Consider the following 20,358-nt stretch of genomic DNA (forward strand, 5'->3'; position numbering starts at 1 on the left):
CGCCCGCAAAAACTGCGTTTGTCAGCGTGGCGCCGGCTCGCTATGTCACCGCCATGTCGCTCACCGTCGCCGCCTTCTACCGCTTCCTGTCGCTTCGGGACCTTCCGGACCTCAAGCAGGATCTCCTCGCCTTCTGCCGCGACAGGGCCCTGCGCGGCACGATCCTGATCGCGCCGGAAGGCGTCAACGGAACGGTGGCCGGTTCGCCTGACGCGATCGAAGCGCTGGTCGCGGAGCTCCACCGGCGCTTCGCCCTTCCGTGCGAGGAGGTGAAGTTTTCGGCCGCGCCCGATTGGCCCTTCGCCCGCATGAAGGTCCGCATCCGCCCCGAAATCATCACCATGCGCGCACCCGAAGCCGATCCGGGCGTTGCCGTCGGCACCTATGTCGAAGCCCGCGACTGGAATGCGGTGATCGCCGATCCGGAGGTCCTCGTCCTCGATACGCGCAATGTCTACGAGACCAAGGTCGGCACGTTCGAGCGCGCGGTCGACCCGGGCATCGAGAGCTTCACCGAGTTGAAGGGCTTCGTGGCGGATCGGCTCGACCCCGGCAAGCACCGCAAGGTCGCGATGTTCTGCACCGGCGGCATCAGATGCGAGAAGGCCTCGGCCTTCATGCTCGCGGCGGGCTTCGAGACCGTCTACCACCTCAAGGGCGGCATCCTGAAATATCTGGAAGAGGTCCCGGCCGACGAAAGCCGCTGGCAGGGCGATTGCTACGTCTTCGACGGGCGGGTGGCCGTCGGGCACGGCCTCGCGCCGACCGCCTGGAGCGCCTGCTATGGCTGCGGGGCGCCGCTGTCGCCGGACGACCGCGCCGCCCCGGACTACGAGGAAGGCGTCGCCTGCCCGTATTGCGCGGGAACGCTCACCGAGGAAAAGGCCGCGGCGCTGCGCGAGCGCCAGCGGCAGATGAGTTTGGCGATTTCCTGACGGGCGGTATTCGCCTCAACCCGTCAGCGCGTCCCTCGCATCCACCATCTCGCGCCCGAGAGACTGCGCCACCGCGCGATTGGTGACATGCCCGCGATGGACGTTGAGCCCGGCCATCAGATGCGGATCGGCCTTCAGCGCCTCGATGCCGCAATCGGCGAGCGCCAGGCCGAAGGGCAGCGTCGCATTGTTGAGCGCATGGGCCGAGGTGATCGGCACGGCGCCCGGCATGTTGGCGACGCAGTAGTGCACCACGCCGTCGATCTCGAAGGTCGGCTCGGCATGGGTCGTCGCATGCGAGGTCTCGAAGCAGCCGCCCTGGTCGATCGCGACGTCGACCAGCACGGCCCCCTTCTTCATGCCGGACAGCATCGCGCGGGTGACGAGCTTCGGCGCCGAGGCGCCGGGGATCAAGACGGCGCCGATGATGGCATCGGCCGCGAACACCTCCTCCTCGATCGCCGTCGGCGTCGAGAAGCGGGTGTGGACCCGGCCGGCGAAGAGGTCGTCGAGTTCGCGAAGCCGCGGGATCGACCGGTCGAGAATGGTGACGTCGGCACCGAGACCGATCGCCATCTTGGCCGCTTCCTTGCCGACGACGCCGCCGCCGATGATCACCACCTTGCCCGGCGAAACCCCGGGCACGCCGCCGAGAAGGACGCCGCGTCCGCCATGCGCCTTTTCCAGCGCCCTTGCCGCGGCCTGGATCGACAGGCGACCGGCGACCTCCGACATCGGCGCGAGCAGCGGCAGCCCGCCGCGTGCGTCGGTAACGGTCTCGTAGGCGACGGCGGTGACGCCGGAGGCGATCAACCCCTCGGTCTGCTTCGGGTCCGGTGCCAGATGAAGATAGGTGTAGAGGATCTGGCCCTCCCGCAGCTGCGCCCATTCGGCCGGCTGCGGCTCCTTGACCTTCACCACCATGTCGGCGCCCGAGAAGATCTCGGCGGCGGTCGCGACGATCGTCGCGCCGGCGGCCTCGTAATCCGCATCGGCCGCGTCGATGCCCGCCCCGGCGCCGGCCTCGATCAGCACCTGATGGCCATGGGCGACATATTCGCGGGCGGCCGCCGGCGTCAGCCCGACCCGGTATTCGTGGTTCTTGATCTCTTTCGGGCATCCGACGCGCATTGAGGCTCTCCGTTGCTCAGGTGAGAACACATGACGCGTGAGATCGTTCGCAAAGTCCCGGCGAACCGGCCGTGAGCGGAGCTGCCAGCGCAAAATCCTTGCGCACATCCCGCGATGCCGCAACAATCCGCCACATGCCGCCTCTCGATCGATTCGATATCGCCATCATGCGCACCCTCCAGCGCGAGGGCCGGCTGTCCAACAATGCCCTTGCGGAACGGGTCGGCCTGTCGCCATCGGCGTGCTCGCGCCGGCTCGACCGGCTGGAGGCGGACGGTGCGATCGCCGGCTATCACGCGCGCCTGTCGAACCGCGCACTCGGCCATCCGATCACCGTCCTCGTCAACATCGCGTTGTCCGGACAGAGCGAGCGTCAGCTTGCCGAATTCGAGGCGGCCGTGCGCCGCTGCCCGAACGTCCTCGTCTGCTTCCTGATGTCCGGTGAATACGACTACATCCTGCGCGTCGCCGCGCGCGACCTGGAGGACTTCGAGCGGATCCACAAGACCTATCTCTCGGCCTTTCCGCATGTCGTGCGGATCAACTCCTCCTTCGCCCTGCGGGAGGTTCTCGACCGGCCGGTCGTCTCACTCGACCCCGGCTGCTGAGCCCCGGCGCGTCCTCGTCCCCGGTCAAGAGGATCGAGCCGCGGCTGCCCGAACGCACCCCCGCGCGCCGGATCGGACAGGTTTTCGATGCCGCTACGCACCATCGATCAAGTCCTGCTCGAAACGTGACAAGCGTTTGTTTCACAATAGGTAATTTCGGATCTTGTGAACCAGCAATCACCGTCATCAAAAATTAATTCGGCAAGTCGGGTCGAAATCCGTCTCGCACTGCCGTATAAGCTTCTTCGTCCTGATGTTTCACAGAAACGAAAGGTTGTGTATTGGAGGACTCCGTTAACACGATTCATGCTTCGCATGAACTATCTGGAAACGCGACGAAACTCGAAGAATACTATGCCGAATGGGCAGCTCGCTATGACGACGACGTCAGGAGCGAGGACTATGGCGGGCCGCGCGTCGTGGCCAGCCTTGCCGCGATGGTGGCCGATTCGTTCCTCGGCAAGCCGCCGGCCGAGATCAAGGTGCTGGACGCCGGCTGCGGCACCGGGCTCGCCGGGATCGAGCTGACGAAGAAGGGGTTCACGGCCATCGACGGCTTCGACCTGTCCCAGGAGATGGTCGACATCGCCAGACGGGCCGAGATCTACGGCAAGCTCGAAGGCGGCGTCGACCTCAACAAGGATCAGCCGAACCCGCTCGGCGAGACCTATGAGATGATCGTGTGCTGCGGCGTGTTCACGCTCGGCCATGTCGAGCCAATGGCGCTGAAGCGGCTCGCCGGCTACCTCGCCGATGGCGGCTATCTGATCGTCTCGACCCGCAACAGCTATCTCGACGACACCCAGTACAAGAAAGACAGCGAGGCGGTGGAGCGCGAGGGCATCCTCCATCTCGTCACCATGCTGCCGGACGCGCGCTACATCGCCGAAGAGGGCGCGCATTACTGGGTCTATGGCAAAGGTCCGAAGACCGACTGACGCAAGGCGCCCCGCGCCGATCGCGCGAACCGTCCGGTGGATACCCGCCGGGCGGTTGCTTTTTCCCGAAGCCTGCGGCTACGGAGGGTCCGTTACCGCCCGCAGCGGACGAAGGGACCGTTCGCCGCTCCGTCGAATTCGATGGTCAGCCGGCCCCGTCTCTCGGTCGCGTCCACACGGCGCGCGAGCAACTCGCCGTTCGCACTCTCGCAACGCCCGGTCCAGGTGACGCGGTTGCCTGTCCGGGACACCGTGTCGAACTCGCAGAACCATTCGTCGCTGCCCATGCCTTTGGGCGCAATGACGATCACATCCGCCGGGCGCTGACAGGACCCGTCTTCATAGCGCCACTTCCCGACGACGGTTCGCGGAGCCGCCCCAGCGAAACCGGCATGGGCGACCGTCGTGACGGCGACGACAACCGCCAATCCAAACCTGTTCCTCATGCGACCGATCGATCCTCCCGGAGTGTCTGCGGATGCGACCGGGTGTCGGATCGCGCCACCGAGATATTGATAGGATCGAAGGTGACGGATTGACAGCGTGATGTTCGGTTCGGCGAGCGGCCGAATTGGCCTCCCGCTCCGTCATCGCCGAATCGGGCTCAGCGTTCGGCGTTCGGCGTTCCGACGGCCCGCCGAGGGGCCGCACCCGCAAAGAATCGGTCGATGATCCAACAGTAAGCCGACGGCACCATCTTCGGGGAAGATCGTCGCGTGATCCAAAGCGAACGCGCACGACCCTCGGACCGCCTCGCGTGCCATGTCTCTAGCTGGACTTGGAGATGATGGATGGTGCCCAGGGGTGGAATCGAACCACCGACACTGCGATTTTCAGTTCGCAGATACTGCTCCTAAGACATTGTTTCGTATAGTACCTGAGCCTGCTGCGCTAACGGTGCGCTACGTAGATCGTGCTGTCATAAACAGCATTCCGGAATAGCCGCTCCGGATCTCCTCTTCGACGATGCCGATCGTTGTCGCTTGGATATCCGCGGCCAGAGGCTCGAATACTTCCCTGATGTCTGCGTCGGAGACATTCAGGATGGGAAATGGACGATCGGCAACCTCATAGCGCGACGATCCTACAAGGAACGCCGCCACGAGAAGACCATCCTGTTTAACGGCTTGGGCGAAATGCGAGCAGGCACGCCGGAATTCATCGCGACTGCCAGTGATCGATTCCGCGCAGAAGAACATAGTCGCTGCGTCCCAGGATCGCTTTGGGAGGTCGAATATTGACCCGTGCCGGATCTCCGTCCTTCCACGCAGCGATTCCAGAGGGTTCTCAGGCAGGCGATATTCTGGCGCATATGTCGCCCTTGCAACGGCCCAGAAATGATCCCATTGCGGGCGTGGCACTGCGCTCGCCAACTCGTGCCGCAGCCAACGAATGTTGCTTTCAGAATATTCCCACGCAGTCACCTTAGATGCTAGAGGCGATGCGCACATGAGGGGAATAAGACTTGGACCTGTCCCAACATCAAGGATATCAAGCAATTGATCCTTGTCCATCAATTCTTTAAATGCACTACAGGTAAATCGGACGAGGTCTTCATCGTCTCGATGTGGCTCGCCATAATAGTGCTGAAAGTAGTACTCTGAATCAAACTCGGACCACGAGAAATCGGCGTTGCGGCGGTTCAGCTTCTCGTCTGGCATGATTTCCTTCGAAAATTAAAATAACGAACGTCATCGAATCGGCTCGGAAAACTGCGCCAGCCTACACGGAATCTCCCGCTCCGGACACGGCGACGGCCTCGTGATGATCCAATTGGGGGGTGCGGGTGTTATAGTCGCGGACGAAATGCTGGAGGTCATCGGCGGGCAGTGCCTTGGAGAAAAGGTAGCCTTGTAGTTGATCACTTCCCCAGAATCGCATCGTTACAGCCTCTGCCTCAGTTTCAATTCCTTCCGCCACCACCTCCATGCCCAGCGCGTGGCCGAGTTGGATAACCGACAGCACCACCGTCTGGGCGGATCCCGCTTGTGAAAGAGCGCTGACGAGCGACCGATCGATCTTGAGCTTGTCGAAGCCGAACTCGATCAAATAGTTGAGGCTTGAAAAGCCGGTCCCGAAGTCGTCAAGCGCTATTCGAAATCCAAGCTGCCTTAGCTCCTTGAGTGTGGTCCTCGTCTTTGGAGTCGGCTCTAGAAGCAGGCTCTCGGTTATCTCAAGTGTTATCCTTTCCGGCCGCGCCCCGCTATCAATCAAAAGCTGCTTCAGCAAACCCAGGAGATCGGTATGTTGCACTTGGGCTGGCGACAGATTGACAGCGATTTCCAGGTCTGGCCAGGACCCAGCCTGCTTCAGGGCCTCCCGAATGACCCACTCCCCCAGCTTCGGCATCAGGCCCATCTCTTCGGCAACCGATATGAAGCGGTCCGGAGGGATAAAGCCCTTTGTAGGATGTCGCCAGCGAGAAAGTGCCTCCACGCCTACCACCTGGTTGTTCCTCGCCGAGACGATCGGCTGGTAGTGGAGCTCGAATTCACCGTTTTCCAGTGCTGACGGGAGCGCAAGCTCGATTTCTCGTTTGCGTTCGAGCTCTTCTGCTAACTTAGCGCTGAACCAAGTGAACTGGGCGCGTCCACGTCTCTTAGCCTCGTAAAGAGCGATGTCAGCATGCCGCATCAAGGTGTCGGTCGATCGACCGTCCCTTGGCGATTGAGCAAGTCCGACTGAAGTGGAGACGGAGATATCGTGGTTCAGGACCCGCAGCGGGCTTCCCAACGCGTCCGCGACGAGGGTCTCAATTGGCGTCTGGTGAGATTCCCCCTGCTCGATGCGGAAGATTGCGAATTCGTCGCCGCCGAACCGTGCAAGGAAATCTGATGGAGCGAGATGTTCGCGCAGCCTTCGACCTACCGCTTGGATCAATTCATCGCCGACCTTATGCCCGAGCGTGTCGTTGATGTCCTTGAAGCGGTCGATATCGAGATAGCCGACGATGACACCGACATCGCCATGATCGGCATTGAGTTCATCGAGCGCCTCTGAAATTGCCTGCACAAACAAGTACCTGTTTGGCAATCCCGATAGGGAGTCGTGGGCGGCGTCGTGTCTGGCGGCGCGCTCCCGCGACGACAGCGCGTCTGCGGCTCTCACCAGGCGCAGCAGCATGTTCGCGGAGAGCGCCGTCATAGCGATGGCAGCTGCGGCTACGAGCGGAAGAACCAGTGTCAACAGCGGCCAGCCGGGCCTTCGTGTCGTCCATGCAAGGACGCTTGGAGTTTGGCCATCGTCGGTGACGAATGGCTCCGTTACAGTTGCGGAAGAGTTCGTCACACCAGCATTCGTCAGCCGGATATCGGGAATGAGGAGGAGCTGACTTATCTGGGTGAGAAACGGTGCATCGATCCAATCGATGCTTATAAGTACGTCAGGAGGTACGGTCAGGAGCGACATGTCGACGTTCGGGACAATTGTGATCGCCGCCACAATAGCCGGTCTCCTGTCGATCGTAAGAATAGCCCCCTTCCACGCTGCGACTGCCAACACCTTTCGGAGAACGTCGTAGTGTTGTTGCCGGCCGATAAAAAAATCAGGCCTCTCCGTTAGAGGAACATCTTTCTGCCCCCGCACTGCGGCTATAACTGACGCAAGTTGATTCCGCCGGCGCTCAAAAGCTTGCGGCTCCTCTCGCTTCATCCCAAAGTATGAATAAACCGGAACGTCGCGTGCATTAAGAATATAGACTTCGTCGTGACCATAGGTCTCAGTTAAAAAAATTCCAAAATTGCTGTCGATGAATTCATCGTTTGGCTGTTGTGTCACAAATTTTACTGCATCGTCCCACCAAGCGACACTTTTTTGCTGATCGAGGACCCGCGCCACACTCTGATTGAGTGCGTTTTCAATCCTATTTTTTTCCTGAGAGGCTTCCTGAACGTCTGCGATTCTACCGACGTAAGCTATGACTCCAATCAGAAGGAGGCTGGTGAGGACGATCATAACGCCGACGACGAGCGTGAGGCGGCGCGTGCTCCCTCTGGAAACCCGGTCGTGTGCTGTCATGTGTGGCATGTCGCTTCTCCGGAGCCCATCGTTAGGTCGGACGCGCTAAGATTCCCTGAACGATTGCTGGATACGACTGCAGAACGCCGCACCCGAGATCGGCCGGCTACCGAAGGCGGACTCTCCATGCCCATCAACATCCTTTCCAATGCCTTCGGAAGCTGGCTTCCCACTCTTGTAGCTGACAGCTATCGGGTATCGAGCCGCACTGACCCGTCCGACGCCGAAATCGGCGCCCATCGTGGCCTCGTAGCTGCTCGGATGTTGAAGGTCGAAAACATCGAGATCTTTATGTCCTACATCGCGCCAGGCGCTCAATTCCGATGCACTTCTGATCGTGTTTCCCAGCAGGGCACAGATGGCAGATCGATCTCCGCTAGGGAAAAATTGATTCAGCTATTGAAGATCGTGAACCTCCCGTCGGCGCTGCCGACGGAGACATTCCAGCTTTTTCGCTTGGCACAGCCGTTTACTAGCGCCAACGACATCCTGTCGCGTGGTGTTTGGATGTGGCAGGTATGTCGAGTGTCGAAGGGCCACCCTCTCGCAGCAGGGACTCTCTCGCTTCCGGATGTTGACGATCATGAGGAAATGAATGTAGCCACCGGATCACGATCGAGCCTCTTTAGCAGAGGCAGATAACCGCATTTCAATGCTTATAGATGACCCAGACATTAGGTTCCTCGTAGCGGCCTCGCTGGTTCTCGATGTCCACTGAGATCGGCGCAAGTGCGCCCTCCACGAGGTAACTTCCTGTCGTGGAGAAACGTCTTCCGGACCACGTTTCCCAGAACGCGATATGCTCATCAACTACCATTGACTTTTCGCAGGTCGTCACGACTTCGGCGCCGTGGGAGAGATGGCTTCGCAGCCACGGGTCGAAGCAGCGCCCGAACGCATCCTTCCAAGCAATGTAGTCCGCCATCGCCGCATGCGGGAAGCGGTGCTTCGCGGATGGTCGCACTGGAGCAATCATGTTGGCGTAGCCGCGCCGCACCGCCAACTGCTGTAATTCTTCAATCATTCTGGACGCATATCCACGGCCTCGTTCGTCTACCGGAACCGAGATCGCTAACGCTCCGAGGGCGTTGATGTTACCTTTTTGGGGAACCGAGCTTCCGAGCGCGACTAGCCAATCCCACCCCTCTTGTGGAAGTGAGGTTTCGTTTCCGCTGAAGTGGATCGGAACGCAATTGGCCAATGCAACGGGTGCTTCGGTCTCCTGATCTACCAGGCAAAGTTGAAAATCGGCGAAATTCTCGAGAACACGATCATAGTGCTCTCGATGAGCGCTCGTGTGGTTTAGGAACCCGAGCGGCCCCCATACGGCATCCTCGAGATCAGTCGCCGCGACCTTGAGTTTATCGCAATCAGCCCGCGTCCGAACAACAAGCCGCCCCATTGTCACCTCGTCCCATTCCTAATATGCTTGATAAGGCGAACAGGCTGAAGTGACCCGATCGCCGAGACTCATGCCCTCGATTTATAACGTTTAATCAAATCTGCGCGGATTTGCCCAGCGCGAAGCTTGCTGATCGACTGGTCGTCGCGTCCAGTGGTCACGACCCAGAGCCCGTCCGGAAAGGGTTGAATGGCCGGGATGGCCGTGAATCCAGAGGGTGTCTAAGCCTGATCTGGAAGAGCCATGTGGACCCCGACCACTCGTGCGCAGCATCACCGCCAACACCTGCGCTACGAAACGGACCTGACGGACGCGGAATGGGAAATTCTGGAACCAATGCTGCCGCGTTCGAGCGGGACGGGACGGCCACGGAAGTGGTCGATACGCGAGATCGTCAATGCGATCTTCTACGTCCTGCGGGGCGGAGTGCCCTGGCGGCTGATTCCCAAGGATCTGCCGCCCAAGAGCACGGTCTTCGATCACTTCAGCCGCTGGCGCGACGGCGGCGTCTTTGCCAGCATCAATCATCGTCTGGTCATGGCCGATCGCGAACGGGTCGGACGCGCGGCCTCGCCGAGCGCCGCCGTCATCGACAGCCAGAGCGTAAAGACGACCGAGAGCGGCGGGCCGAAAGGATACGACGCCGGTAAGAAGGTCGCCGGGCGCAAACGTCAGGCGCTGGTCGATACGGATGGACGAGCCCTCATCATCGATCCGCAGCCTGCCGACATCCAGGATCGTGACGGCGCCGTTCCTGTCCTGCGGGTCTCCCGCAAATCCTACCCGTTCGTCGAGAAGGCCTTCGCCGATATGGGTTATTCCGGCGATCGACCACAGAACGCCTGCCTAATCGACGTGGAGATCGTGCGAAAGCCGCCCGACCAGGTCGGCTTCGCCGTTCACCCTCGGCGCTGGGTCGCCGAACGCTTCTTCGCCTGGATCAGTCGCAACCGGCGCCTCTGGAAGGATCCCGAAGCCACGATCGCCTCCGCAACCGCCTTCCTCTACGCCGCCTCCATCATGATCCTCGTGCGACGGCTCGGACGGGCCTCATGAATTCCCGGACAGACTCTCAGCCTTACTTACGCTGCCCGCTAACGACCAGCACGTCAGACGAGGTAGGTCACGACACCACGTAAGATTAGAGCTGCCGAGGAGCGTAAACGATCTGCCGGCTCAGGCGCAAAATGACACTGGCAAGCGTGTCTACTGAACGCTTTGCGTGACGAACTAAATGTAAGATCGACACGGTGGCATCGGCGACAACGGAAGTTACCGCGGGATTGACGTAGAACCTCGCGGTTTCTCATCGTGCCTCAATGTGAGTGGCAGCGCTTAGCCGAGTTGTAAAACATCGATTCGAACGACTAAGGACAGACAAAACGAAGCCTGCACCCGCTACCGACAGAGTGGTAGCCCTTCAGGCTCCATTCATTTGCCTTCTTGGCTTTCAAAAAATCCCCCAGAATATGCTTCTACTCGCCTTATTATTCAGCGGACCATTTACGAACGAGGCGTCATATCGACCCCGCTTGCTAGTCCCGTGTAAATTGGAAGCATGGGCACATAATCCTCTGCACCCGATCCACCACCAGCTACAGCCACCGTAAAGGCGTTCTTAGCAGCGTTACCGACTGGATTTGCAACACCTGCGGCATTAGACATAGCTTCGAGATAAGTCAAGTCTTTCAGGCCGTTACTTAGTGTAAACTTGTGAGCCTCACGATCTCCATTCAACGTAAATTCAATAAAGGTTCGATAGAACCCACAATCGAGCCGACCGCCGCGGATAACCCTGTCAAACTGCTCAGATGTTATTCCGACCTTTTGGGCCAAAACTACGGCTTCCGCGATCAATGCGCCGAAGCCAAGAGCAAGGAAATTATTGATTAATTTCATTCTACGACCGTAACCCACCCCTCCAACGTGAATAATACGCTCCGCCCAAGTGTCGAGCAAGGGTCTTATACGGACAAACACTTCGTCGGAAGCGCCAACCATAGTATCCAGCGTACCATTCCACGCTTCTTTGGGTGTTCGACCCAACGGAGCATCAACTAGCTCGATGCCCTTTGACGCCAACTCCGTATATAATGAAATCGTAGAATTTGGGTCAGACGTCGAGCAATCAATAATCACACTTCCACGCGCTAAGCCGTAAGCAAGACCACCCTCCCCTCTGACAATCTCTTCGACCACCACAGAATTAGACACGCATATGAAAACAATACGACATATCTTTGCCATCTCCGTCACTGAAGCCACCTCCGTCGCACCCCGTGAAACCAAGTCATCTACCGGTGCGCGGTTTCGATGCGCCAGAACAAAGAGCTGGTATCCATTCTCGACAATGTTTTTCGCGATGCCATGCCCCATCAAACCAACACCGATGAACCCAACTTTCTCTTGACCTGAGTACACCATTCACTTACATCCTTGCGTTTATAACAAAGCGTTTTTTGGTAGAAGAAGACTCATAGCACCTCTACCAATGATGGTCTTATACATGTTAATCAGAACGGACGCCGTAGCATTTCCCTGGACGAACACTTCACATGCGCGCTCTCCCGCGCTTTTGCATAACAATATAATGTTCGGCGTACTCGCATATATGTAGAAATGAAAAAACGATCGTCATGTTGAAATGTGCGCGATACATCTTAAGTAAGGCTTGATCGGCAAATGCGGATCGTCGCTTTGGTCAGTAGCGGTCGGGGCGCGTATTTAGAAACAGCGGATTTTCCGGCTTTACGTTTTTCCGAATAAACAGACTGTTACCCATGCCTTTTACTCCTAGGCGATCACAACTGTGATGCCCACACTCTCAATCATCAGCCGATATTCATCCGCTAAGTTTGAGTCTGTTACGAGCGTACCTATCCTTTCTAGTGGGCAGACCCGAAACCGCGAACTTATATTAAACTTGCTCGAATCCGACACTAAGACTACTGAATCTGATGCCTCAATTAGCTCGCGCTTCGTCGCCGCGTCATAATCGTTTCCGGCAAGCACTCCCCTCCGATCGATAGAGGTTGCTGAAAGGTAAAATGTATCAATTCTGATCCCAGCGATCGCGTTTATGGCGCTCGGACCGACACAAGCTTGCAGCGAGCGCACCAGAGTTCCGCCGATAATCGTCAGGTCGATGTTGTCTTTTCGTATTAGCGCATTTGCAACTGCCAATGATTGCGTCACAACGTTTAGCTCGCAATCGGTCGGAAGCGCCTCGGCTATTTTAACCGCTGTTGTTCCTGAGTCCAATGCAATTGTCGATCCTGGAACAACAAGCCTAGCAGCGGCGGTGGCCACCGCGGCTTTAGCAGCTGGGAACGCTCGTGCACGCAACTCATAATCCGTTCCATTCGATAATGTTACTGGGACTGAACTGACCCCACCGTGAACAACACGAATTGCCGAATTACCAGCCGCGAGCTTAGTAACGTCGCGCCTAACGGTCATCTCCGACACTTTGAGCGCTGCGGCGAGCTCCGTTATCGTGCAGAACCCAACATCCTCAATCATGCTCATTAACGTTTGACGCCGGCTTGGGGCTGAAACGTATTTGAGATCAGAACTCTTGGGAACTTCTGTTGACATTACTCGCCTTCAGCCGCTTCGATCTGCTCCGCCATTACGCGTGGCGTCCGGCCTTTGCGCTCTCGATGAGCTTCGCAAATCGACCGATGCTAAGCTCCGTTATTTGCGCATGCGGATTATCGCTTCTAGCTGCATCTGCCCAGATAGCACGACCGCATAGAAACCCGCTGGCCCCACCAGAGACAGCAAGTCGGACCGCTTCTGGGAAATCACTTGCATCCACGCCGCTTGACAGAACAACCCACGGGATTGTCAAGCGCTCACTCAAGCGTTTGGAGAAAGCTTCAACACGAGAGAGATCTCCCTTTCTGTACGCGGGCACCTCGGCCTTATAGACATCAGGACCGAAGGCCGCTAATTCATCAGCTGCAGCGAGGACAGCATCGCCATGGGCTTCCGGGTCATCAAACCCAGATCCGTCCGGCTGGCGAACAATCGCCTCCAAAAGCGACACAACGCCAGCGTCGCGTGCTAATTTCACGAATTTCGAAACATTTTCCGACCGTGAATGAACATCCACACCGCTTTTCCAGATCGATAAGAACTTGATCGCGGAAGCACCACTCTTCTGGATCGCTTCTTCTGTAACATCAGGATCCAGCCTCGATCCCTGAACTGCCTGGCCTCGCGGTTGGTCGAATAGATCGGCCGAAAGGATCAGTGGGGTCTGCCTGGGAAGTGCGGCAATCGCCGACTGTCCGAACTCCAGGTCTAAAAGCACTCCAGACGCCATTGGCGCTAGAACATCGACCGCGGTTTTCTTGAAATCGCTTACATCCGCGTCCGATACCGCATCTTCACTGCGTCCCGCTGCCAGTATCGTTCGCATTGAGCCGCGCTGATCGATCGCAAGCATCGTCATAAGGCCGTCTACACAAAGTGCATCAACCGCGCTTCTTTCATCGTTGTACGTCGCCATGTCACATTTCCTCGATGTTTAATTGAATATCTCACGCGAATTGGGTTCAATGACCCGTCGCGAGCGAGTTACTTCACTCATAAGTGTTTCCATATCCGGGATCGCAGACTGCCCATCTAGCGCCCTGCATGAAAGAGCTGCGCAAACTGAGGCAGTGTGGACCGCCGATGCCAACGAGTGCTCACGGGTTAAGCTTGCTACCAGCGCACCGTGGAAGACATCCCCCGCGCCAAGCGTACTAACTACTTCAACCTGATGCGCTGGTATACGAACGACCTGATCACCTTCGAGAAACGCTGCCCCTCCCTCTCCGAGAGTGACCACAACATCACCGGCACCTGCCTCTCGCGCGGCGAGCATGGCCTTGCCCAGTGGCCCTCCGAAGGTGTGAATCAAAGCCTCCCGAGTTGGCGCGTAAAGATCTATTCCCCTAAGATCATCAGTCCCAATCGAAATTCCGGCATCTACGCTAACACGACCCGCTAGTCTCTTGAGGTTGATCATTCTCTGCGACGCCTTGAACCCCTCGGCGTCAAAATGAAACCAGCTTGGAGACGCGCTAAACGCTTCAGCCGTTTCGAACGGAAGCGCCCGGACTGTGATGATCGAGCGCGTGTTGCTATCACTATTTGCAATATTTATACTCTGAGGGGTTTCAAGGTCACCGCGCCGCGAAACATACTCCGTCCCGACGCCACACTCCCTCATTTTCGCCAAAACAAAATTACCTGCGGCATCATTGCCGATCGTTGTGCAAATAGCCACTCGCACACCCATTCGCGCGACTGTCGCAGCCGCCGTATTCGCATTGCCGCCAGCCGCCGTTACAATGCGATCGGTAACAACACGTTCGTCCTCAGAAAGTTGATGCCCGATACGGACCAAACAATCCTGCTTCGCAGAACCGACACAAATTACCTCCCTAACATGTGGGCGTCCGGGCTCGCGACCATCTACGATCAATGCAATACCCCCAGCCGTTCAAAATGAGCATAGATGCGGTTTGCGTAATCTCTGAGTTCAGGGGATTCGCCGAACGCCAAGGGCCGCGGGCGTTTCAGCTGAATAGGTATCTCCTCCACGACCCCCCCAGGCGAAGGCCCCATTACTATTACTCTATCTGACAAACCAACAGCCTCTTCAACACTATGCGTGATAAACAGGACAGTGGGGCGTTGCTGCAGCCAGAGGGTTTCTAGATCGCGACGCACCTGTAGCCGCGTCAACGCGTCCAGAGCACCAAACGGCTCATCCATCAGAAGTAACGGCGGATTGTGCACGAGAGCCCGCGCGAGTGACACTCGCTGACGCATACCGCCCGATAATTGATTAGGATACTTGTCCGCTGACGCTTGTAGACCAAGGCTTTCAAAGAGCTCTGCCGCGCGTTTCCTCACCGGCCCCATTGACAGCTTACGGATTTCCCCTTGCAGAAGAACGTTGGCTTCGGCTGTACGGAAATCTAAGAGCAAGTGATCCTGAAAGACTATTCCAATCTCAGTGAGCGGCCCCGTAAGGCCGCTCCCCTCGATCTTCACTTGTCCATTGGTGGGCTTCATCAAACCAGCGACCATAAGCATCAATGTGCTCTTCCCACATCCGCTCGGCCCCACCACGGATACGAATTCGCCAGCGTTGATGCCGAGCGATATCGGTGAGAGGGCTCTGAAGCCGTTTGCGCCACTTGCACCGAAGATTTTATCCACACCAATGATGTCGATCCCTATGCCGCCATTGACTGCGACGACATCAGAGCCTGGTGCTAAACCTTCTGAATTGGCGTGAAGCATTGCCAGAACCTCCGACTTCAGCGATTTCAGCCTGCAGCGCCTAAAGGGCATTTGCGCAACTTGGATTCTTCTGGCAAGTATTCGTAAGAATAATACTCGCTAGCAGGCTTATCAGACGGCAGAATTCCAATCGCCGAAAGTGTCTTTATCGTCCCCGTCCACGCCTCCTGCGTAGCCTTCCCCACGAAATGAGCGCCGTTAGAACACATCAGAACTTCAGTAGCATCGAGTTGCCCTGGAGCTAGCTCACGATTGGCATCGGGAAACACTTCGCTCATCGCGGCCAGTGCTGCTTCGTTATCATCAATAGCATCGCTCCACCCCTTAAGACTAGCGCGTAAGAATGCCCTCACGACATCAGGATTTTCCTGGAGGTATGGCGTCCGGACGATTACACCTGTCGACACAGCGGGAGCGCCATAGTCGCTGTATAAGAAGTCTACGGTTTTTGCACCCTGCTTCTTCAATAGAACGCCGAAGTTATCAATAGACCCTAGTATGACATCTACTTGCCCCTGCAACAAAGATGCGACCATCGATTCCGCGGGCATGTTGATGAGGTTTATGTCGTCCTCTGTGAGGCCTATGTGGTCAAGTACAAGCGGAAACATCGCTGCTTGCGAATAACCATTGGGAATAGCGACGCGCTTACCCTTCATATCCGTAGGTTTGGTCGCACCTGAGTCCGCAAGAAAGGTAATTTGATTAGGGCTACTTTGCAAAATAGTCGCGACGATCGTGATAGGCGCGCCATCCTTAACGAGATTCATGACCGCAGCAGCGTCGGCAAATGCTATATCGTAACGTCCCGCAGCTACGAGCTGAGCTGCAACCGCCGAACCGTTGCCTGGTTCGATGTTAACATTGAGCCCTTCGGCTTCGTAATAGCCCCGAACTTTCGCTAGCTCGAATCCGGAGTTGTATCCTGCAGCAGGCGAGTTCATCATGAAGTTAATGGTCGTTTGCTCTTGGGCCCCCGCTATACACGTAGACACTAGCATCGCCGCTCCCGACAGGGCAGCAGAGAACGCCATTAATCCTTGCTTGTATTCAAACATACCCATCGTTTTCTCCCGGAATTTGTTCATTTTTTTCAGTTCTCTCGCTGACTGCGACGCCAAGGCGTCATCAGGTACTCCGCCAGTTCGACCAGAAGGTTCAAGGACAAACCAATTATGGTCAAGACCGCGAGAATGGCGAATACGAGCGTCGTATCAAGATTCGATGTTGCCTGAAGCAAGTAATATCCAAGTCCTTGGTTGGCCCCAACAAATTCTGCCACAATCGCTGCGGTCGCGGCAATTGTCGCTGAGGCTTTGAGACCGGAGAAAACGATAGGCAGCGCAGCGGGCAGCCGTAGATTTCTGAAGGTTTGCCAGGCGCTAGCGCCCATTGAGCGAGTCAAATACAATAAACGGGGATCCAGCGTCTGAAAACCAGCAATACTTGCTAGTAGCAGCGGGAAGAAGGTCATCATCACCGTCAGCAACACCTTTGATTCCATCCCAAACCCTACCCATACAATGAAAAGTGGGGCGATGGCGATCTTCGGCACCAGCTGAAGAAACACTAATATTGGATAAATTACCCGTCGAGCTAATGGTGACAACGCAATTAGCAATCCGAGCGGGATTGCGGAGGCGACCGTCAGAAAAAAACCATAGAATATCTCCTGTAACGTTATGAGGCCGTTCCGCCAAAGAGGTTCCCGCGTTTCGATCAACCTCACAATGATATCGCCGGGGCCCGGCAGAAGATACTTGGGCACCTCGAAATAACGCACGGAGAATGCCCAGAAGACCACAACCGCGGTGAACGCCCCGATAGGTACCAAGCTGTTCACGCAGATGGTCCAGATACGGAGTTCACCCAAACTGGGCGTACGGCGCCCATCTGTCGTTTCGACCTCCACTGCCATTGGTCCTCCTCCAGACTGTAGACATGGTCGCGAGTGTCATCGTTTTCACATATTTTGTTCTAAGTCAAACATTTTTGCTCGAGCCTTCGGTGATGTTCGTTCTGGCTTGGTTATGGTCATCAGTAGCGTATGCGCGGGACTCTCGGAGAAGTCCGAGTGAACGTGCTTTATCCTATGCGTTCGGGAGCGTGGTGTGAATGTTATGACTAGAACAGAATTTGTGAGCGACCGGATGTTCGACGCTGTCGAACGGCGCTTCGGCGGCACCAGGACGCCGCATCCAGTCGATTGGTTGTCCGACAATGGGAACGCTTACATTGCCTCCCTGCAGGCGACGCGACGGCCATCCTCGGCGCCACGGAAATTTTCTCCCCGGTGCGCAGCCGGGCGTCGAAGGGCATGTTGGAGTTCTTCGGAAAGACGTTCGAGCGCGACTATGTTCGCGTCACTATCATACCCTGTCTGCCTCGGTCCTCGCCGCTGTGCCCGCCTGGATCGTAAACCATGCGAGATCGGTCCGCTCTCGGGCCTTAAGTTCCGCTCCCCTTGGGAGTTCATCCTCCTCAGTGCCTGAACCCAACCGCCGATTGTTTGGCGAATTGGGTTCATTCCACCGGCCGGGCGACCGTAGTGCTGTGTCTGCGCTTAGAATATTTCCCTTGTGTATCTTCCTCTCTCCTGATCCACTTCGCTACGGTTTCGGCTATCCACTGATTATTAGTGTCCATCATCATCATGTGCGAGTTGCCACGAATATTTAAGTCTTTCAAAAACAGCAGATCGACCGCACACCCCGCATCTTCGAGAAGCCGAGAAAAATCCTGAACTTTATTTGTGAGCTGAATCCACAATGGAGTCGCTTCGAGAAAATCGCCCATCAGGATTAGGACGTCACGGCCCTTGTAGGCGCCTAGGCGTTGAGCGAACCCAGAGGGCTCAACTGCAATGATCTTCGGAACTAGTTCGGGACACTGCTCAGCCGCACGAAAAGCGATTTCTCCACCGTGGCTATGCGTGACCACAACGCACTTCCCGACCTGATCGAGTACAGACCTGAAAGTCTCGACTGCCGCATCATTGTTCGTCTGCCAGCGCGGAACGCAGCCTTTGATCAGTTCGTCGAGCGCGCTCACCGGGAACTGCAGCTCCGGAAATGGCTCGCGGCTACTAAAGTTTGCAGCACTTCCGAACCTGAAGAGGCTCCACACCTCTTCGGCAGTCCTGATGATCGGCTCGCCTGGCCAGACCTGCGGGAAAGGGCACCATCCCGCGCGACCGCGCTCGACATTGTCCACCACATAGACGGCGAAGCCCAGTTCAAGGAAGATCTGGAGCCAGCCGGGTCGGCCGTCTGGCGTCGTCTCCCACATCGCCCCTGTAAACCCGCCCCCGTGGAGAAGCACCAGCGGCAGCGGCGAGACGAGCGTCTCCGGGACGAAGTACTGAACGTAGGCTTGTTCGAAGTGATAGAGGCCGTTCGGGTCATAGGTGAGAGAGGCCGTTCGCGTGAAGGCAATATCGCGGACCGGCTCCCCCTCGATCCGGACCTGTCTGCCGCCGGCATAAAAGCTGCCCATCCGGGCAATTCGAACGGACTCGGCCATCACCGTTGAACGAGCGGGCACTTGCTCTCGGACAACGGCCAAACGACCTGATCAGCCGGGATCTTGTGAACGATCTCCAAGAGATCCCAAGGTCCCTTCGAAGCGTCTGGCGACTTCACCTTGGCAAGGTACATGTCGCGGATGACATGGCCGTCCTCTCGGATGTGGGCATTCTCGGTGAAGGCATCGTTGATCGGCATCTCCCGCATTGCGGCGGCGACCTTGTCGGCGTCGTCCGTCCCGGCCTTCTTCACCGCTTTCAGGTAGTGAAGCACGCTCCCATAGACGCCGGCCTGCAGCATGGATGGCTTCGCGCCGTTCATCTGGGCGGCGAACTTCTCCGACCACGCCCGCGTCTTGTCGTTCATGTCCCAATAGGAGCCGGTGGTCAGATAGGTTCCCTGAGTGTTCTCGAGCCCCAGGCCGTGGATGTCGGTGACAAACAGCAGCATCGCGGCGAGGCTCTGCCCGCCCTGCGTCAGGCCGAACTCGGCGGCCTGCTTCAAGGCGTTAGTGGTGTCGCCACCGGCATTGGCGAGCGCCACCACCTTCGCGCCGGAGGCCTGCGCCTGAAGCAGATAGGAGGCGAAGTCGCTGGTGTTGAGCGGATGTCGCACCGCTCCCAGCACTTTTCCGCCGTTTGCCTCGACGACGTCGGTGACGTCCTTCTGGAGTTGATGGCCGAACGCATAGTCGGATGCGACGATGAACCAGGTGTCGCCGCCGGATTTGGCGACCGCCGAGGCGGTTCCGTGCGACAGGCCGTAGGTGTCGTAGGTCCAATGGAAGCCATAGGGCGAACACTGTTCGTTCGTCAGCGCGGTGGTACCGGCGCTGGAAAACAGAACGAGCTTCTTCTTTTCCTTGGCGAGGCTTTGGACCGCGAGCGCCACGCTGGAGTTCGGTACGTCCACGACGACGTCCACGCCATCCTCGTCGTACCATTCCCGCGCGATGGGAAGTCCGACATCCGGCTTGTGCTGGTGATCCGCGAAGACGACTTCGATCGGCTTGCCGAGCACCGTGTCGCCGAATTCATGAACGGCCATCCTGGCGGCGGTAACGGATCCTTGCCCGGTGGCATCCGCCGTCACCCCCGACATGTCCGTCAGGACACCGATCTTGACCGTGTCGTCGCTTACCTGGGCTGCGGCTGCGCCCGCGAGCGCAAGCAGCGCGAAGGCGGAGATTGCTCCACCGAGAATCGACCGTGACATGTCCCCCTCCCTAATTTTCTTTTAGATCCCCTACCGTCAAAGGCTGTAGGTGGTCCCGCTTAGCGTCACAGAATGCTCCAATGGCTTCGAACACACAAGAACGCGAAGACGCCCTTATCGTAGATGCGGAACCTCCCCAGACGGCGAATCTAATAGAACATGCATATTGTGAGGTTTTACGTGGGACCGGGCATAAGCCGCTGATCCTGCTGACATTCCACCCGCGCTGGCATTTCGGTCGCGGTAAACGCTCAGTGGATACATCATGAAAGCCGGCAATGG

General features: G+C 57.5%; 19 protein-coding genes. 5 read left to right on the forward strand and 14 right to left on the reverse strand.

The window, feature by feature from the left end:
- The first annotated feature begins 26 nt into the window (after window positions 1-26).
- Window positions 27-935 (forward strand): oxygen-dependent tRNA uridine(34) hydroxylase TrhO, encoded by a 909-nt coding sequence (trhO, locus tag LH400_RS06035; RefSeq protein ID WP_370638340.1) that lies wholly within the window; start codon window positions 27-29, stop codon window positions 933-935.
- Between the two features lie 15 nt (window positions 936-950).
- Here the strand turns inward: trhO and ald are convergent, their stop codons facing one another.
- On the reverse strand, window positions 951-2,066 hold the full coding sequence (gene ald, locus LH400_RS06040; protein WP_229151774.1) for an alanine dehydrogenase: 1,116 nt from the start codon (window positions 2,064-2,066) through the stop codon (window positions 951-953).
- A 134-nt stretch (window positions 2,067-2,200) separates the two neighbouring features.
- Between ald and LH400_RS06045 the strand changes: the two genes are divergently transcribed.
- Both LH400_RS06045 and LH400_RS06050 read left to right on the forward strand, forming a co-directional pair.
- On the forward strand, window positions 2,201-2,674 hold the full coding sequence (locus LH400_RS06045; protein ID WP_229151775.1) for an Lrp/AsnC family transcriptional regulator: 474 nt from the start codon (window positions 2,201-2,203) through the stop codon (window positions 2,672-2,674).
- 281 nt (window positions 2,675-2,955) lie between these two features.
- The gene (locus LH400_RS06050) at window positions 2,956-3,612 is read left to right on the forward strand and encodes a class I SAM-dependent DNA methyltransferase (RefSeq protein ID WP_229151776.1); all 657 of its coding nucleotides are present in this window, start codon (window positions 2,956-2,958) and stop codon (window positions 3,610-3,612) included.
- Window positions 3,613-3,704: 92 nt separating this feature from the next.
- On the opposite strand, the gene LH400_RS06055 is transcribed toward LH400_RS06050, so the two are convergent.
- The 3 genes from LH400_RS06055 to LH400_RS06065 form a co-directional block, all read right to left on the reverse strand.
- Window positions 3,705-4,058: a hypothetical protein gene (locus tag LH400_RS06055; protein WP_229151777.1), complete on the reverse strand. Its 354-nt coding sequence runs from the start codon at window positions 4,056-4,058 to the stop codon at window positions 3,705-3,707.
- A gap of 456 nt (window positions 4,059-4,514) precedes the next feature.
- Window positions 4,515-5,273, reverse strand: coding sequence for an NNMT/PNMT/TEMT family class I SAM-dependent methyltransferase (locus LH400_RS06060; RefSeq protein WP_229151778.1), 759 nt, complete (start codon window positions 5,271-5,273; stop codon window positions 4,515-4,517).
- A gap of 61 nt (window positions 5,274-5,334) precedes the next feature.
- On the reverse strand, window positions 5,335-7,629 hold the full coding sequence (locus LH400_RS06065) for a putative bifunctional diguanylate cyclase/phosphodiesterase (protein WP_229151779.1): 2,295 nt from the start codon (window positions 7,627-7,629) through the stop codon (window positions 5,335-5,337).
- Window positions 7,630-7,755: 126 nt separating this feature from the next.
- Between LH400_RS06065 and LH400_RS06070 the strand changes: the two genes are divergently transcribed.
- Complete coding sequence (locus LH400_RS06070; protein WP_229151780.1) at window positions 7,756-8,271, forward strand: hypothetical protein; 516 nt, start codon at window positions 7,756-7,758, stop codon at window positions 8,269-8,271.
- Window positions 8,272-8,278: 7 nt separating this feature from the next.
- Here the strand turns inward: LH400_RS06070 and LH400_RS06075 are convergent, their stop codons facing one another.
- On the reverse strand, window positions 8,279-9,031 hold the full coding sequence (locus LH400_RS06075; protein WP_229151781.1) for a transferase: 753 nt from the start codon (window positions 9,029-9,031) through the stop codon (window positions 8,279-8,281).
- A 243-nt stretch (window positions 9,032-9,274) separates the two neighbouring features.
- Here LH400_RS06075 and LH400_RS06080 point away from each other — a divergent pair, with 243 nt between their 5' ends.
- A complete protein-coding gene (locus tag LH400_RS06080; RefSeq protein WP_229151782.1) occupies window positions 9,275-10,087 on the forward strand; it encodes an IS5 family transposase in 813 nt (270 codons plus the stop codon).
- Window positions 10,088-10,534: 447 nt separating this feature from the next.
- On the opposite strand, the gene LH400_RS06085 is transcribed toward LH400_RS06080, so the two are convergent.
- From LH400_RS06085 to LH400_RS06125, 9 genes are all read right to left on the reverse strand, one after another.
- Window positions 10,535-11,455, reverse strand: coding sequence for an NAD(P)-dependent oxidoreductase (locus LH400_RS06085; protein WP_229151783.1), 921 nt, complete (start codon window positions 11,453-11,455; stop codon window positions 10,535-10,537).
- Window positions 11,456-11,824: 369 nt separating this feature from the next.
- Window positions 11,825-12,628, reverse strand: a complete 804-nt coding sequence (locus tag LH400_RS06090) for a DeoR/GlpR family DNA-binding transcription regulator (protein ID WP_255616848.1) — start codon at window positions 12,626-12,628, stop codon at window positions 11,825-11,827.
- Window positions 12,629-12,662: 34 nt separating this feature from the next.
- Window positions 12,663-13,547: a hypothetical protein gene (locus tag LH400_RS06095; protein WP_229151785.1), complete on the reverse strand. Its 885-nt coding sequence runs from the start codon at window positions 13,545-13,547 to the stop codon at window positions 12,663-12,665.
- A gap of 18 nt (window positions 13,548-13,565) precedes the next feature.
- A complete protein-coding gene (locus LH400_RS06100; RefSeq protein ID WP_255616849.1) occupies window positions 13,566-14,510 on the reverse strand; it encodes a carbohydrate kinase family protein in 945 nt (314 codons plus the stop codon).
- Window positions 14,507-15,337 carry an ABC transporter ATP-binding protein gene (locus LH400_RS06105; RefSeq protein WP_229151787.1) on the reverse strand — a complete coding sequence of 277 codons (831 nt, stop codon included), beginning with the start codon at window positions 15,335-15,337 and terminating at the stop codon, window positions 14,507-14,509. Before LH400_RS06105 ends, LH400_RS06100 begins: the two co-directional genes overlap by 4 nt.
- A gap of 26 nt (window positions 15,338-15,363) precedes the next feature.
- Entirely contained in the window at window positions 15,364-16,425 is a 1,062-nt protein-coding gene (locus LH400_RS06110; RefSeq protein ID WP_229151788.1) for an ABC transporter substrate-binding protein, read from the reverse strand.
- Between the two features lie 5 nt (window positions 16,426-16,430).
- Window positions 16,431-17,255 carry an ABC transporter permease gene (locus tag LH400_RS06115; protein WP_229151789.1) on the reverse strand — a complete coding sequence of 275 codons (825 nt, stop codon included), beginning with the start codon at window positions 17,253-17,255 and terminating at the stop codon, window positions 16,431-16,433.
- 605 nt (window positions 17,256-17,860) lie between these two features.
- Window positions 17,861-18,859 carry an alpha/beta fold hydrolase gene (locus LH400_RS06120; protein WP_229151790.1) on the reverse strand — a complete coding sequence of 333 codons (999 nt, stop codon included), beginning with the start codon at window positions 18,857-18,859 and terminating at the stop codon, window positions 17,861-17,863.
- Window positions 18,859-20,076, reverse strand: coding sequence for an ABC transporter substrate-binding protein (locus LH400_RS06125; RefSeq protein WP_229151791.1), 1,218 nt, complete (start codon window positions 20,074-20,076; stop codon window positions 18,859-18,861). Before LH400_RS06125 ends, LH400_RS06120 begins: the two co-directional genes overlap by 1 nt.
- Window positions 20,077-20,358: the final 282 nt, after the last annotated feature.

The sequence above is a fragment of the Jiella soli genome (assembly GCF_020615385.1).
In the GTDB taxonomy this organism is placed as follows: Bacteria; Pseudomonadota; Alphaproteobacteria; order Rhizobiales; family Rhizobiaceae; genus VKMB-3413.

Coding starts and splice junctions, on each gene's coding strand:
- LH400_RS06125 (WP_229151791.1), bottom strand. CDS start 20,076: ATGTCACGGTCGATTCTCGGTGGAGCAATCTCCGCCTTCGCGCTGCTT.
- LH400_RS06070 (WP_229151780.1), top strand. CDS start 7,756: ATGCCCATCAACATCCTTTCCAATGCCTTCGGAAGCTGGCTTCCCACT.
- LH400_RS06090 (WP_255616848.1), bottom strand. CDS start 12,628: ATGTCAACAGAAGTTCCCAAGAGTTCTGATCTCAAATACGTTTCAGCC.
- LH400_RS06095 (WP_229151785.1), bottom strand. CDS start 13,547: ATGGCGACGTACAACGATGAAAGAAGCGCGGTTGATGCACTTTGTGTA.
- LH400_RS06075 (WP_229151781.1), bottom strand. CDS start 9,031: ATGGGGCGGCTTGTTGTTCGGACGCGGGCTGATTGCGATAAACTCAAG.
- LH400_RS06065 (WP_229151779.1), bottom strand. CDS start 7,629: ATGACAGCACACGACCGGGTTTCCAGAGGGAGCACGCGCCGCCTCACG.
- LH400_RS06045 (WP_229151775.1), top strand. CDS start 2,201: ATGCCGCCTCTCGATCGATTCGATATCGCCATCATGCGCACCCTCCAG.
- LH400_RS06120 (WP_229151790.1), bottom strand. CDS start 18,859: ATGGCCGAGTCCGTTCGAATTGCCCGGATGGGCAGCTTTTATGCCGGC.
- LH400_RS06115 (WP_229151789.1), bottom strand. CDS start 17,255: ATGGCAGTGGAGGTCGAAACGACAGATGGGCGCCGTACGCCCAGTTTG.
- LH400_RS06055 (WP_229151777.1), bottom strand. CDS start 4,058: ATGAGGAACAGGTTTGGATTGGCGGTTGTCGTCGCCGTCACGACGGTC.
- LH400_RS06080 (WP_229151782.1), top strand. CDS start 9,275: ATGTGGACCCCGACCACTCGTGCGCAGCATCACCGCCAACACCTGCGC.
- ald (WP_229151774.1), bottom strand. CDS start 2,066: ATGCGCGTCGGATGCCCGAAAGAGATCAAGAACCACGAATACCGGGTC.
- LH400_RS06105 (WP_229151787.1), bottom strand. CDS start 15,337: ATGCTTCACGCCAATTCAGAAGGTTTAGCACCAGGCTCTGATGTCGTC.
- LH400_RS06060 (WP_229151778.1), bottom strand. CDS start 5,273: ATGCCAGACGAGAAGCTGAACCGCCGCAACGCCGATTTCTCGTGGTCC.
- LH400_RS06085 (WP_229151783.1), bottom strand. CDS start 11,455: ATGGTGTACTCAGGTCAAGAGAAAGTTGGGTTCATCGGTGTTGGTTTG.
- LH400_RS06110 (WP_229151788.1), bottom strand. CDS start 16,425: ATGAACAAATTCCGGGAGAAAACGATGGGTATGTTTGAATACAAGCAA.